At 42.6% G+C, this 13,407-nt stretch carries 13 protein-coding genes; 8 read left to right on the forward strand and 5 right to left on the reverse strand.

Going from position 1 to position 13,407, the window contains the following annotated elements; translation table 11 throughout:
- Nucleotides 1-59: 59 nt before the first annotated feature.
- Nucleotides 60-1,829, reverse strand: coding sequence for a signal peptide peptidase SppA (gene sppA / locus ACTHQF_RS11945; RefSeq protein ID WP_440430448.1), 1,770 nt, complete (start codon nucleotides 1,827-1,829; stop codon nucleotides 60-62).
- A gap of 53 nt (nucleotides 1,830-1,882) precedes the next feature.
- Between sppA and folK the strand changes: the two genes are divergently transcribed.
- Both folK and ACTHQF_RS11955 read left to right on the forward strand, forming a co-directional pair.
- On the forward strand, nucleotides 1,883-2,377 hold the full coding sequence (folK, locus tag ACTHQF_RS11950; RefSeq protein WP_440430449.1) for a 2-amino-4-hydroxy-6-hydroxymethyldihydropteridine diphosphokinase: 495 nt from the start codon (nucleotides 1,883-1,885) through the stop codon (nucleotides 2,375-2,377).
- Between the two features lie 16 nt (nucleotides 2,378-2,393).
- Complete coding sequence (locus tag ACTHQF_RS11955) at nucleotides 2,394-2,771, forward strand: Hpt domain-containing protein (RefSeq protein WP_440430450.1); 378 nt, start codon at nucleotides 2,394-2,396, stop codon at nucleotides 2,769-2,771.
- On the opposite strand, the gene purS is transcribed toward ACTHQF_RS11955, so the two are convergent.
- The 3 genes from purS to rho are packed head-to-tail and all read right to left on the reverse strand — an operon-like array spanning nucleotide 2,768 to nucleotide 5,424.
- Nucleotides 2,768-3,019 (reverse strand): phosphoribosylformylglycinamidine synthase subunit PurS, encoded by a 252-nt coding sequence (gene purS, locus ACTHQF_RS11960; RefSeq protein ID WP_440430451.1) that lies wholly within the window; start codon nucleotides 3,017-3,019, stop codon nucleotides 2,768-2,770. The two genes, ACTHQF_RS11955 and purS, sit on opposite strands and share 4 nt — an antisense overlap.
- Before the next feature lie 21 nt (nucleotides 3,020-3,040).
- A complete protein-coding gene (gene pssA / locus ACTHQF_RS11965) occupies nucleotides 3,041-3,727 on the reverse strand; it encodes a CDP-diacylglycerol--serine O-phosphatidyltransferase (RefSeq protein ID WP_440430452.1) in 687 nt (228 codons plus the stop codon).
- Between the two features lie 5 nt (nucleotides 3,728-3,732).
- Nucleotides 3,733-5,424 (reverse strand): transcription termination factor Rho, encoded by a 1,692-nt coding sequence (gene rho, locus ACTHQF_RS11970; RefSeq protein ID WP_440430453.1) that lies wholly within the window; start codon nucleotides 5,422-5,424, stop codon nucleotides 3,733-3,735.
- Between the two features lie 269 nt (nucleotides 5,425-5,693).
- Between rho and pyrF the strand changes: the two genes are divergently transcribed.
- From pyrF to ACTHQF_RS11985, 3 genes are read left to right on the forward strand one after another with little or no spacing between them, the layout of a single operon-like run.
- Nucleotides 5,694-6,524 (forward strand): orotidine-5'-phosphate decarboxylase, encoded by an 831-nt coding sequence (gene pyrF, locus ACTHQF_RS11975; protein WP_440430454.1) that lies wholly within the window; start codon nucleotides 5,694-5,696, stop codon nucleotides 6,522-6,524.
- Nucleotides 6,521-7,423 carry a DMT family transporter gene (locus ACTHQF_RS11980; RefSeq protein ID WP_440430455.1) on the forward strand — a complete coding sequence of 301 codons (903 nt, stop codon included), beginning with the start codon at nucleotides 6,521-6,523 and terminating at the stop codon, nucleotides 7,421-7,423. The genes pyrF and ACTHQF_RS11980 overlap by 4 nt, the downstream gene beginning before the upstream one ends.
- A gap of 40 nt (nucleotides 7,424-7,463) precedes the next feature.
- Entirely contained in the window at nucleotides 7,464-8,747 is a 1,284-nt protein-coding gene (locus tag ACTHQF_RS11985; protein WP_440430456.1) for a DUF2851 family protein, read from the forward strand.
- A gap of 126 nt (nucleotides 8,748-8,873) precedes the next feature.
- Here the strand turns inward: ACTHQF_RS11985 and ACTHQF_RS11990 are convergent, their stop codons facing one another.
- The gene (locus tag ACTHQF_RS11990; RefSeq protein WP_440430457.1) at nucleotides 8,874-9,314 is read right to left on the reverse strand and encodes a GreA/GreB family elongation factor; all 441 of its coding nucleotides are present in this window, start codon (nucleotides 9,312-9,314) and stop codon (nucleotides 8,874-8,876) included.
- A gap of 480 nt (nucleotides 9,315-9,794) precedes the next feature.
- Between ACTHQF_RS11990 and ACTHQF_RS11995 the strand changes: the two genes are divergently transcribed.
- The 3 genes from ACTHQF_RS11995 (at nucleotide 9,795) to ACTHQF_RS12005 (ending at nucleotide 13,395) form a co-directional block, all read left to right on the forward strand.
- Nucleotides 9,795-10,016, forward strand: coding sequence for a PspC domain-containing protein (locus ACTHQF_RS11995; RefSeq protein ID WP_440430458.1), 222 nt, complete (start codon nucleotides 9,795-9,797; stop codon nucleotides 10,014-10,016).
- A 75-nt stretch (nucleotides 10,017-10,091) separates the two neighbouring features.
- Nucleotides 10,092-12,743 carry a DNA translocase FtsK 4TM domain-containing protein gene (locus ACTHQF_RS12000; RefSeq protein WP_440430459.1) on the forward strand — a complete coding sequence of 884 codons (2,652 nt, stop codon included), beginning with the start codon at nucleotides 10,092-10,094 and terminating at the stop codon, nucleotides 12,741-12,743.
- 1 nt (nucleotide 12,744) lies between these two features.
- Nucleotides 12,745-13,395 (forward strand): LolA family protein, encoded by a 651-nt coding sequence (locus ACTHQF_RS12005; protein WP_440430460.1) that lies wholly within the window; start codon nucleotides 12,745-12,747, stop codon nucleotides 13,393-13,395.
- Nucleotides 13,396-13,407: the final 12 nt, after the last annotated feature.

Raw genomic sequence — 13,407 nt, forward strand, 5'->3', positions numbered from 1 at the left:
AAGGCATAAAAAAATCCCCATCTGCATTACAGAAGGGGATTTTCAATCATTATCAAAGCTTAATTTACTCGAATTTCGTAGGGTAATCGTGCTTGTAAACCAGAGTTTAATATTGCCTTTTTCATCTGTTGATAGATCATGTAATTATCCCCAAGCTCTTCCTTAGCAAAGTACACGCGTACTTTATCTTCAGCATTAGATAAAAACTGGTTCAAAGGCGCAATCTTGTCCGGGTATTCAATAACCCTGAAGTTCTTCAATCCCGCCTTCTTTGCAGCAGCATTAATTGCATCCTGGAAGTTGCCCAGACGATCAGCCAGTCCGATTTTCACCGCATCTGTTCCAACCCAAACGCGTCCGCCGCCAATAGAATCAACGGCAGCTTTCGACTTTTTTCTGCCAGAAGCTACGCGGCTAAGGAAAGTATCATATACATGATTGATGTCAGACTGAATCAATTGTCTTTCAGAAGGGGTAAGGGGACGGTAGGTACTCATGATGTCTGCATATTTCCCGGTTTTAACATTGTCGAATGTGATACCCAGTTTATCATTAAGCAGATTCTGGAAGTTCGGAATGATACCAAATACCCCTATAGATCCTGTAATGGTGTTAGGTTGTACAAAAATTGAATCTGCTGCAACACCCATGTAGTAGCCACCAGAAGCTGCCACATCACCAAAAGATGCGATAACGGGTTTTACTTTCTTGCTCAATTCGACCTCACGCCACATTACATCTGAGGCCAGTGCACTTCCACCGCCACTGTTGATACGCAAAACGATCCCTTTAATACTGCTATCTTGTCTGGCCTTTCTAATCTCACGGGAAATCCGTTCCGAGCCAATCGATTCATCAGAACCTTCGCCCCCAATGATGTCGCCATTAGCATAAATCACCGCAATTTTATCTTTGGTTGAGTAGTCAGCGGATGATACATTTTCTGCGTAATCGTTAATAGAAACGGTATTCAAGGTCTTTTTGCCTGCACGGCCACTTAGCTTTTTCAACTCCTCAATCACTTCATCCTTGTAACGTAAGCCATCAACCATCTTGTAAGTTAGTGCATCATCAGCAAGCTGTATTCTGTAGTCATTCGCGTAAGCATATAAGCTGTCTTTTGCAATTTTTCGCGATTCAGCAACTGCAGACAAGAATACATCATACAAACCGCCAACGTATGCATTTACCTGCTTGCGGTTGAAATCACTCATCTTTTCATTTATAAATGGCTCAACCGCACTTTTATAATTACCCACACGGATAATTTGTGCCTCCACGCCAAGTTTCTCCAGGGCGCCCTTGAAGAACATCAGTTCAGAACTGAAACCTTTAAATTCCATAGCTCCCTGTGGATTTAAATAAACCTTATCTGCTGCTGAGGCGAGGTAATAAGCATCCTGGTTATAAAGTTCGCTGTAAGCCACAATGGTTTTTTTGCTTTTACGAAAATCAAGCAATGCATCACGAACTTCCTTTAATGTTGCTTTACCGGTAGCCGGAGCAGAAACATTCAGATAGATACATTTGATGTTGTCATCTGTCTTAGCCTCTTTCAATGCCTTGATCAGGTCGTAGAAACCTATCGACTTACCCGACATGGAACCGAGGAATGGAAGATTATCGAATTTATTATCGGGAGTACGTTCTAGAATAGCCTGATCCAGGTTCAGAATGAGCACAGAATTACTGGTCGTCTCTACTTTTTTATCCTTGCTGATTGTGGACAGCATCCCCGCTAAAATGACGAAACAGAAGATAATCACTAGGACAATTGAGATAACGAATCCCACAACCGTAGCAAAAACATACTTAAAAAATTCTCTCATGTGAAGGTTTAGTATTTAATTTGTAAATATAGTAATAAGGACTTCGGTTTAATATGGTTTTAGAGTACAAAGAGGTCTATATGTTACTGGGAAGTAATTTGGGCGACCGTGAATTAATGATGAGGCAGGCAATTGAAAGGATTGAAGCAGAGATTGGTGATGTATGTTTGCGTTCATCGTTGTACGAAACCGCACCCTGGGGCAACACAGCGCAGCCCGCGTTCCTCAACATGGCAATTATGGTGCAAACTACTTTAAGCGCCTTAGAAGTTCTAGAAAAGGCTTTAAACATTGAAAAGCAACTTGGCAGGCAACGCACAGAGCGCTGGGGCTCCAGAACCATTGATATAGACCTGATCTTCTATGCATCAGCGATTGTAAGTGTTGAAGGTAAACTCACCATTCCGCATCCAGAGATGCAAAACCGCAGATTTGTGCTCGAGCCATTAGCAGAAATTGCCGCAACATACATCCATCCGGTGCTCAACAGCAAAGTAGAAGATTTGTTGCAATCTTTACATGATGATACAGCCGTTAAAAAAATATAATTTCTAATATTGCACTATGATCGATAAAGCAAAAAATGCTGAACCTTTAGATCTATCCTATTTAAGGGATATGTCGGGTGATAGTATAGAATTCATGATTGAGATGCTTGAAATGTTTAAGCAGCAAACTCCAATCTACATAGACGACCTGTCCCGGGCACTTGAAGAAAAGAACTGGCCAAAAGTTTCCAGTTGTGCGCATAAAATAAAACCCACGTTTGCTTACGTGGGTCGTGAGGATGCTAAAAATCATATGCAGCTCATGGAGGTAAATGCACGCGATCAGAAAGATCTGGAAGCATTGCCGGCCGCCCTTGAAGAACTAAACAGCTTTATTGCAATCCTCAATGTGCAAATTGATACTGCAAAGTCAGAATTAGAAAAGCAGCTTTAAACAGCTGCTATTTTAAATTCATAGCTTTCCATAATCAGGTTGGCTAATAATTGCTTACAAGCACGATCAACTTTTTCGCTCGCTTCTGCTTCACTTTCCGCCTCAACTTCCAGGCTGATGTGTTTACCTACACGCACATTGGTGATTTCGCCTAAACCAATATTTTTCATGCTACCAGTTACCGCTTTTCCCTGAGGGTCAAGAATCTCTTTTTTTGGCATTACGTCGATCTGTGCAATAAATTTCATTGGTCTATTTTTTAAATGATGTTAGTTATATGGGTTGTTTCTAAAATGAACAAAAGAACTCAAAATGTAGAGCACCAATACAAATGGTATGGCCACAAATTTAAGAAAAGCAATCAATACTGCCGATATAATCAGAAAAACGAATTTCGTTTTATTATCCGCCCAGGCCATTGTTCCAAACTTCAGGGAGAAAATCCTGATCTCAGAGATCAGCAACCAACTCACCAGTACAGTGATACCAACCAGCAGCAGGGGAGAGCCAATCAGTCCGGGGTATTGCAGCTGAATGAAGGGCAAGGATACAATAAACAGGGTGTTCATTGGCGTATTTAAACCAATAAAGTCCTCTGTTTGCCTTGTGTCGATGTTGAATTTTGCCAGACGTAATGCAGAGAATATGGTAATTAAAAATCCGAAGTAAGGTAGATACGCGATGTCACTTTGTGTTTGTTCAAGCAACTTAAACATCACAGCACCTGGTAAAAAACCAAAGCTTACCATATCCGCAAGGGAGTCGAGCTCTTTGCCAATCGGCGACTTCACATTCAGCATGCGAGCCAAATTGCCATCAAAAAAGTCGAAAATCCCTGAAATCAGCACGGCATAAGCCGCTACGTCCAGCCGGTTATTAAAAGCAAAAACAACCCCAATACAACCAGATAATAAGTTGGCACATGTTAATGCATTGGGGATATGTCTTTTTATCATTCTATTTAGCTATTCATTGAAATAAGGAACTCTTCATTGCTCTTGGTATTTCGGATCTGAGCCTGAACAAATTCCATTGCTTCCTGCGCATTCATGTCAGCTAAATGGTTACGTAAAATCCAAACACGTTGTAACGTATCTCTATCGTGTAGTAAATCGTCTCTTCTGGTACTAGAAGCGGTAATATCAATTGCAGGGAAGATACGTTTGTTCGATAACTTACGATCCAGCTGAAGTTCCATGTTACCGGTTCCTTTGAATTCTTCAAAGATCACTTCATCCATTTTAGAACCTGTTTCGGTAAGTGCCGTAGCTAAAATGGTTAATGAACCACCTTTCTCAATATTACGTGCTGCTCCGAAGAAGCGTTTTGGTTTATGAAGGGCATTTGCATCCACACCACCAGATAAGATCTTGCCTGATGCGGGTGCAGTAGTATTGTATGCCCTGGCCAGACGGGTAATGGAGTCTAACAGTATTACTACATCATGTCCGCACTCAACCAGGCGCTTTGCTTTTTCAAGCACGATATTGGCGATCTTAACGTGTCTTTCTGCAGGCTCATCAAAAGTAGAAGCAATAACTTCTGCTCTCACGCTACGTGCCATGTCAGTTACCTCTTCCGGACGCTCATCAATCAAAAGAATGATCAGGTAAACTTCAGGATGGTTTTTAGCAATTGCATTTGCAACTTCTTTTAACAGGTTCGTTTTACCTGTTTTCGGCTGCGCTACAATCAAACCACGCTGACCTTTACCAATTGGTGTAAAAAGGTCAATGATCCTGGTAGAGTAGTTGTTCGTTTCGGTGAAGAGGTTTAAGCGTTCCTGTGGGAATAACGGGGTTAGATAGTCGAAAGGAACGCGGTCCCTTACGTCTGCCGGTGTGCGACCATTGATGGTTTCCACGCGAACCAATGGGAAATATTTTTCACCTTCTTTGGGCGGGCGGATACTACCTTTTACAGTATCACCGGTTTTAAGTCCGAATAATTTTATTTGCGACTGCGATACATAAATATCATCCGGAGAGGATAGGTAGTTGTAATCTGCAGATCTTAAAAAGCCATAACCGTCGGGCATGATCTCCAATACACCTTCATTGGTGATGGTATTATCGAAATCAAGATTCGAGTAGCTATTTTCCGCTTGTTTAGTATGATTAGGGTTTTTTGGCCTGTTTTCTTCGCGGGCGGGTCTTGCCTCTTTCTGTTTCGCAGGTCTGTTCTGGTTACCGTCAACTTTGTTACGGTGCTGCCCAGGTTTTTCCTCTGTGCGGGCTGCAGCTTGTTCTGCAGGCACGGCTGTGTTTACTTCAGGCACTGCTTCCACGTTCTCTACCGGGCTAGCTGCTTCGGTTACCTGCTCTACTTCAGGCAACACTTGCACGTCATTTTCCCGGGCCAGTTCAGGGGCGAAAAGGCCAGCAGAAAGCGCATTGTCGTCTTTTGCGGCTATTCTGGTACGCTTGCGAACCGGTTTATCTAAAGTTGCAGACTTGGTTAACCGGGCTTTAGGGGCTTTTACTTCAGCCACTGCTTCGGCAGGAGCACCAAGGGTTTCCTGTTCAGCAATCTGCGATATAATTTCAACTAATTCTGGTTTGCGAAGAGTGTCTGTATTTAAAATGCCATTAGCTTTTGCAAGCTCACGCAGTTCAGCCGTAAGCTTTTCATTTAATTCTGTTTTGTTAAACATTATATGGTTGTAGAGAAATTTGTATAAAGGAAGTTTTCAATTGTATAAAGCAATTAAATGCAATTAAAAAGGTAAAATAGTACAGTTTTAAAAATCGAGATTTTCTGATTGTTCAGATGAACTATAGAGAATTATGCTGCAATTGTATGTATAACTTATCTATTCTCCAAAAAAAACTCAAATTAACAGGTACGTTTTTCTCGTTCTACCACCAATTCAGTGCCAATTTACATAGATAAATTGTCATATTTGTGCCCAAAATACCTCATATGAATAAAGATCAACTGTTTGAGCAGATAAAAATTAAGAAATCTTTTTTGTGCATTGGCCTTGATCCGGCACATGAAAAGCTTCCTAAACATTTATTAAAGTACGAAAATCCTGTACTAACGTTCAATAAAGAGATCATTGATGCTACTAAAGATTTGTGTGTAGCTTACAAGCCAAATACTGCATTTTATGAGTGTATGGGTTTAAAAGGCTGGGAAACACTGATTGAAACCTGGAAATATATTCCCCAGGATATCTTTAGTATTGCCGACGCGAAAAGAGGCGACATCGGTAACACTTCTGCCATGTATGCTGAAGCATTTTTTAATCAGGCACAATCAGGGATGAGTTTCGATGCGATTACGGTTGCTCCTTATATGGGAAAGGACTCCGTAGAACCTTTCCTAAAATTTGAAGACAAGTGGGTGATTTTGCTCGCGCTAACATCTAATAACGGTAGTAATGATTTCCAGCAACAACAGGCGGCAGAAGGGAAGCTATATGAAAATGTGCTTCGAACCGCCTCAACATGGGCCAATAGCGAACAAATGATGTACGTTGTGGGTGCAACTAAGGGTGCTGAATTTAAGAACGTGCGCAAATACGCGCCAGATAATTTCCTGCTTGTTCCTGGTGTTGGTGCACAGGGAGGAAGCTTGGATGAAGTCTGCGAAAACGGTCTTAACGATCAGTGTGGATTGCTTATAAACTCGTCCAGAGGTATTATATACGCCGGTGATGGTGAAGATTTCGCCGAAAAGGCCCGTGAGGAAGCACTAAAACTTCAAATTGAAATGGAAGCATGGCTGCGCCGTGCCAATATCCTATGATCTCTACAAAATTAGATGTCAAACTGGCATTTGCGATGCTCGGTGTTGCGGTGATTTGGGGAACTACCTACCTCGGTATCCGCATTGCCGTACACAGCATACCGCCTTGGTTTGTTACAGCGATACGCCAGAGTGCCGCTTCCATTATTTTGCTTGTCTATCTGCTGCAACGAAAGGAACTGGCCTGGATAAGCTGGGCACATGCGCGGCGACAAATGTTGCTTTCCATATTAATGATTGTCGTAGCAAATGGCTTCACAACGGTTGCGGAAAAGAACATCTCCTCGGGCCTTGCCTCACTGCTCAATTCTCTTTCACCCTTATTCGTCTTTGTCGGCAGCGTCATGGTCGGCATCCAAAAACCGTCCGCAAAGGGAATTGCAGGCGTAATACTCGGTCTTCTGGGCATTGCGTTTATTTTCCGCGATGGCTTAAAAGATCTGCTTGATCCCGATTACCGCCAAGGCATTATGATCATGGGCTTTGCGGTTACCGGCTGGTCCATTGGCACCATTTACATCAAAAAACACACGCATAAAACGCCAAATATCTTCCTGGATCTATTCTATCAATTTGCCTTCTCTGCCTTAGTTCAGCTCCTGCTTGCCTTTGTCTTTTCGGGTGATACGGATTTCCGGACCTGGGAAATACAAGGTTTAGCCGCCGTGTTATACCTGGGGGTGTTTGGCTCGGTAATCGGATTTTTCTGCTACCATTATGTTCTGAAAAGGGTAACTGCCATTCAAGCCAGCATACTCTCTTATTTTAACACCATTATTGCGATCTTCCTTGGATGGTTAATTCTAAATGAAGAGATCACCATTGATCTACTATTTGCAACAGCTTTAATCATCACCGGTGTGTTTATCACAAATTACACCAGAAGGGAAAATAATTAACCTTATAAATAATTAATTCTTTTCAGTTAAGTTTACCTTTATGGATTTAAAGGAAGACTTTCTAAGCTTTATCTGGCAGTTCAGGCAATATGTCGCACAGAACCTGGCCACAACAGCAGGTGAGCTGCTGCAGGTGTTACAGGTCGGGCAACCGAACAAACACGCTGGACCTGATTTCTTTAATGCGAAAATCATCGTGGCAGGTACCACCTGGAGCGGAAACGTGGAGATACATGTCCGATCTTCGGAGTGGAATGGCCACGGTCATGAACAGGACCAGGCCTACAATAACGTGATTTTACATGTTGTGCTTGAAAATGATCTGCCGGTAAAACGTGCCGATGGATCCTTTATGCCTACCCTCGAACTCAAATCCATCTTTCACCAGCATATTCTAGAGAACTATAATGGTTTGGTAGAGGTACGTCGTCCCTTTCCCTGTTATGCACAAATGGGATCTGTGGATCAACTTGTGATGCAAGGTGCTTTTTCTAGAGCTTTAGTAGAGCGAATGGAATTTAAGTCGCGGGAAGTTCAGGACAAATTAACACACCATAAAGGCGATTGGGAAGCGACATTCAACTTCTTTCTGGCAAGAAGTTTTGGCTTCAAAGTAAATTCGCTCCCCTTTGAATTACTGGCTACATCTTTTGATATGCAGCTTTATTCCAAATACCGCGATGCCCCGCTTCAAACCGAAGCACTAATCTTTGGACAAGCAGGATTTTTAAATCGTCCCTTCTCCGATCCATACCCGGCACAACTGCGCAGGGAGTACCTGTTTTTGAAGCAGAAACTGAATCTTCAGCCGATAGAGCAATCCCTATGGAAGTTTTTAAGAATGCGACCTACAGGTTTCCCTACGGTACGTATAGCCCAATTTGCGGCCTTAATGAACCGTTCCGAACATTTGTTTTCAAAAGTGCTGCATGGCGGCGATCTCGATTATATGAAAAGTATTTTTATCCAGCTTCCAATACATTCCTATTGGCATGGACATTATCATTTTGAAAAGCAGGCACCTGCCTTTGTGCCGCAGTTGGGTAAGGCTTCGATTGAAAGTATCATCATCAATGCAGTTTGCCTGATCATGTTCAGCTATGGTCGCCTAATGGATCAGGAACACTACATGAATAAAGCCTTGCATTTTCTGGAGCAGCTGGCACCAGAGAACAACCATATATTGCGGCAGTATAAGACTGCCGGTGTTAAAATCGAATCGGCATTCGCCTCGCAAGCCATACTTCAGCTTAATAGAAATTACTGCAGCAAGATGCGATGTTTGCAGTGTGGGATCGGCGTATCAATCTTGAAAAAGGTGTAGACCAGCAATCCTGTTATCGTGGGGTTGACAAGGGGTTAACAGGGGGTTGACAAGGGGTTGACAAGGCTAAAACCTTGTTAACCCCTTGTCAACCCCTTGTGTATACCTCGGGAATATTGAATCTTCCTATATTCGGGAATTGAGTTGGGTCGCCTGCTTAGCACCAGCGGTCAAATTGCTCAACTGGCTTGCGTTTTTCACCTCTAACACTTTAAAGGTTCTTAATCCATTAGGCATTTCCCATTGTATCTCGGCACCTGTTCTGTAGCCGAAAAGTGCTATGCCAATGGGTACATAAATTGATAGTTTCCCTTCACGCATATTCGCCTGATTTGGGTTTACCAGCTGGTAGTTGAACTCCTGTCCAGTTTCCATGTCTTTGAACCGCACTTCAGAATATAATGTGATCACATCTTCGGGCAATTCTTCAGATTTTAGGACAATGGCATTTTTCAACTCGTCTTTTAGCTTAAGCTGATTGAATGCGGATAGGTTTGTGCTTGATTTTAGGTGTGTTTTTAGAAGGTCCAGGTTTTTCCTGGAAATCATCAAAGGTTCCTTTTTCATAAGATTTTAGATTAATAATTTTCGGACAGCAGCTGCCCGGTTTGCAAATGAATATTTATGGTACAGCAAAAATTAGCCATAACAAAATGCTTGAGTATGTACCCCAAGCCAGGTTCTGTTAAGGCCGGGGTTTACTTAATAAAGTCTTTACTGCTTTTAAGAAATGAGTCACCTAAACCGTGCTTTAGGACAAGTACACGGCAGTACATAGCCAGAGCCATGCGCAGGGATCGCGCATAGTGTAAGGTATCTGGGATATGTAGCTTTTCTGGTCTCACAAATGCCAAGATAAGGGATAAAGTTTTAAAAAGCGAATTTTAAAATGGAAATGTGCTTATAATCAGCTTTATACCAAATTTCAGCGCTTGCTTATTTCCTTTTAGCTTACTTGAAAAGATAAATTTGCATGTTTGATGTTGGAATTATTTTTGTTAGATTTAAATAGACCATGCAGGCAAAAGTTAAGCATATTTAGATCACATGTTTCAAAAGCTCATCACCTTTTTTGAAAAACAAAGCTTTGGTGTTTGCACCTATCTTGCTGACAAGCTTGACATGTCAATCAGCAAAATTCGGCTATTCTTTATCTACGCCTCGTTCCTTGCTGTAGGATTTCCAATTGTTTTCTATGTGCTTGCTGCAATTGTCTTAGACATCAGGCATTATGTCAAGAAGATCAGGCTCCGGATTTGGGATCTATAGTTAATGTCCATATTAATTCCCCAGACATACAAGTATATCTTTTATATTTGTTGATCATATTACTTTTTACCTAAAATGGCGCAAAGGGCAAACCAATTTAAGTCTAATTCCTTCAAAAACGATTCTTCAAATAAGCAGTTTTCTAACCGGTTTGCTGGAGAGAAGAAGTCCCGCCTTAGTGTGCTGCCTTCACTTGATCTTCAGGATGGAAGGTTTATCAAGATCCTTGGACTGTTCTTCGTTGTGCTTTCACTATATTTTTTGATTGCCTTTACCTCGTATCTGTTTACCTGGCAGGAAGATCAAAGCTATGTCATTGATGCAAATGGCGGTTGGGGTAACTTATTCAAGACCGCGGAAGAACTGAAAGTAGCGAAAGCTGCTCCAATGGTACAGAACTGGCTTGGTAAGTTTGGCGCACTGTTGTCACACCAATTCATCTATGAGTGGTTCGGCATCGCCTCATTCCTTTTTGTGCTTGTTTTCTTTGTAATCGGCTACCGTTTGCTGTTCAAGGTTAAGATTTTCGGACTTGAAAAAACCTTTGGTTACAGCTTGTTTTTTCTGCTGTTCATATCTTTAAGCCTTGGATTTGGTCACGCTTTCTTCGGCAATGCGCCTCACTACCTGGAGGGAGAATTTGGCTTTTGGACCAACGAATTACTTTCAGCTCAAATTGGGGTGGCAGGTGTTGCAGGTTTGATAGCTTTTCTGGCTTTGTCAATTTTGATCATTGCATATAACATCGATTTCAAAATTCCGGAGCTTAAAGGTCGTGCAAGTGATAAGGACGATACTGAACCTGAGGTGCCCGAAAATATAAATCTGGAAGAAGAGCAACCTTCCAGACCTGTAGAATTCAACGTGAATACCAGTAGGGCACAGCAGACAAGAAGGGCAGAAAATGTGATCATTAACCCAGAAAAGCCCCGGCCAGCTTTTGAGCATGAGATCTTGCCCTCAGCTGCTACTGCCGCCACACTTGCTTCAAACACTTTTGCGCCCACAGCTGCTGCTGCTCCATTGGCAACAACGCTAGAGGCCAATACACCAATCGTGCTGTCTACGACTGTTGATAAGCCAGCCGCAATACGCCCAAACTTGCAATTCGATAAACCGGTGGAGGAGGAGCTTGACAAACCAGTTCCTCAACTTACGATAGAGAAAACAGAAGAGGAAAAAAAATCTGAACAGTTGGTTGAACAATTTGGCACCTATGATCCAACCTTAGACTTAGCAAGCTATAAATATCCTCACCTGGAACTATTGGAAAACTATGGCTCCAATAAGATTTCCGTTAACGCAGATGAGCTTGAAGCAAATAAGAACAAAATCGTTGAAACGCTTAACCATTACAATATCGAGATCGACAAGATAAAAGCCACCATCGGGCCGACCGTAACCTTGTACGAGATCATTCCGGCACCAGGTGTTCGTATTTCGAAGATCAAAAACCTGGAAGACGATATCGCTTTAAGTCTTGCCGCGCTTGGTATCAGGATCATCGCACCAATGCCGGGCAAAGGAACCATCGGTATTGAGGTGCCAAACATGCATCCGGAAATGGTTTCCATGAGAAGCATTCTGGCAACTGAAAAGTTTCAGACTACGACCATGGACTTGCCGATTGCTCTCGGGAAGACGATTTCCAATGAGGTATATATTGCAGATCTTTCGAAAATGCCACACTTACTGGTTGCCGGTGCTACCGGCCAAGGTAAGTCTGTGGGTATAAATGCCTTACTCGTATCTTTGCTATTTAAAAAACATCCATCCCAACTGAAGTTTGTGCTTGTGGATCCAAAGAAGGTGGAGTTGACCTTGTTTAATAAGATCGAACGTCACTTCCTTGCGAAATTGCCCGGAGAAGCGGATGCGATCATCACAGATACGAAGAAAGTAATTAATACGCTGAACTCCCTGTGTATTGAAATGGATCAGCGTTATGACTTGCTGAAAGACGCACAGGTTCGTAATCTGAAAGAATATAATGACAAGTTTATTCGTAGAAAGCTGAATCCGAATAATGCACATCGTTTCCTACCATACATTGTATTGGTGGTGGACGAGTTTGCCGATCTAATGATGACAGCAGGTAAAGAGGTGGAGACGCCCATTGCGAGGCTTGCCCAGCTTGCCCGTGCTGTAGGTATACACCTGGTGCTTGCAACACAAAGACCTTCAGTAAACATCATTACCGGAACCATCAAGGCCAACTTCCCAGCTCGACTGGCATTCAGGGTACTTTCGAAGATCGACTCACGGACCATTCTGGACAGTGGTGGTGCAGATCAGTTGATTGGTAGGGGAGACATGCTGTTATCAACCGGGAACGATCTGATCAGGCTTCAATGTGCATTTGTAGACACGCCGGAGGTAGACCGCATCTCCGAGTTCATTGGAAATCAGCGTGGATATCCGGAGGCCTATCAGCTGCCGGAATACATTGATGAAGCTGCAGAAAATTCTAAATTGGAATTCAGCGCTTCAGAACGGGATGCTATGTTTGAGGATGCTGCAAGGTTGATCGTGATGCACCAGCAAGGCTCTACATCCTTGATCCAACGGAAGCTTAAACTCGGTTACAACAGGGCGGGCCGGATCATTGATCAGTTGGAGGCTGCGGGCGTTGTCGGTCCGTTTGAAGGCAGTAAGGCCCGTGAAGTTTTACTTCCAGATGATTACGCTTTGGAACAGTTCTTGAACAACCTGGATAAAGAAAACTAATATGAAAAAACTTGTTGCGTTGCTGTTTGCCTTCAGTCTTGTAATTGGTACAGTCTATGGGCAAACAGATCCGAAGGCAAAAGCAATCCTGGCAGAAGTAAGCAAGAAATACCGCTCATACAATATCATTAAGGCTGATTTTAGCTTTAGCGTTGACAATAAACAAAACAACTTCAAGCAATCTGAAAAAGGTACTTTATACGCAAAATCTAATAGTAAAAAGTATAAAGTCACCATGACTGAGCGTGACCTGATCAGCGATGGCAAGGTACAATGGACCTATCTGAAGAACGACGATGAGGTGCAGCTGAGCAATGCCGATAACTCAGAAGATGCGCTGAATCCCGCCAATGTTTTCACCATCTTTGAAAAAGGATTCAAGTACATCTACAATGGCGAGCGCAAGGCAGGCGCAAAGGTTTACCAAATGATTGATTTGTCGCCCTTAGATGCGAAGAAGCCTTATTTTAAGATCAGACTCAGCATTGATAAAGCTGCAAAGCAGCTCGCAAACGTTGTCATTTTTGATAAGAATAGTAGCACATACACCTATACGATAACCTCTTTTACGCCGAACGCCAAGGTTCCCGAATCTACTTTCACGTTCAACGCTAAAAACTATCCTGGTGTTGAAATTGTAGATTTAAGGTAACCAGCACAGCAT

It is taken from the genome of Pedobacter sp. SAFR-022 (assembly GCF_051965375.1).
Taxonomy (GTDB): domain Bacteria; phylum Bacteroidota; class Bacteroidia; order Sphingobacteriales; family Sphingobacteriaceae; genus Pedobacter.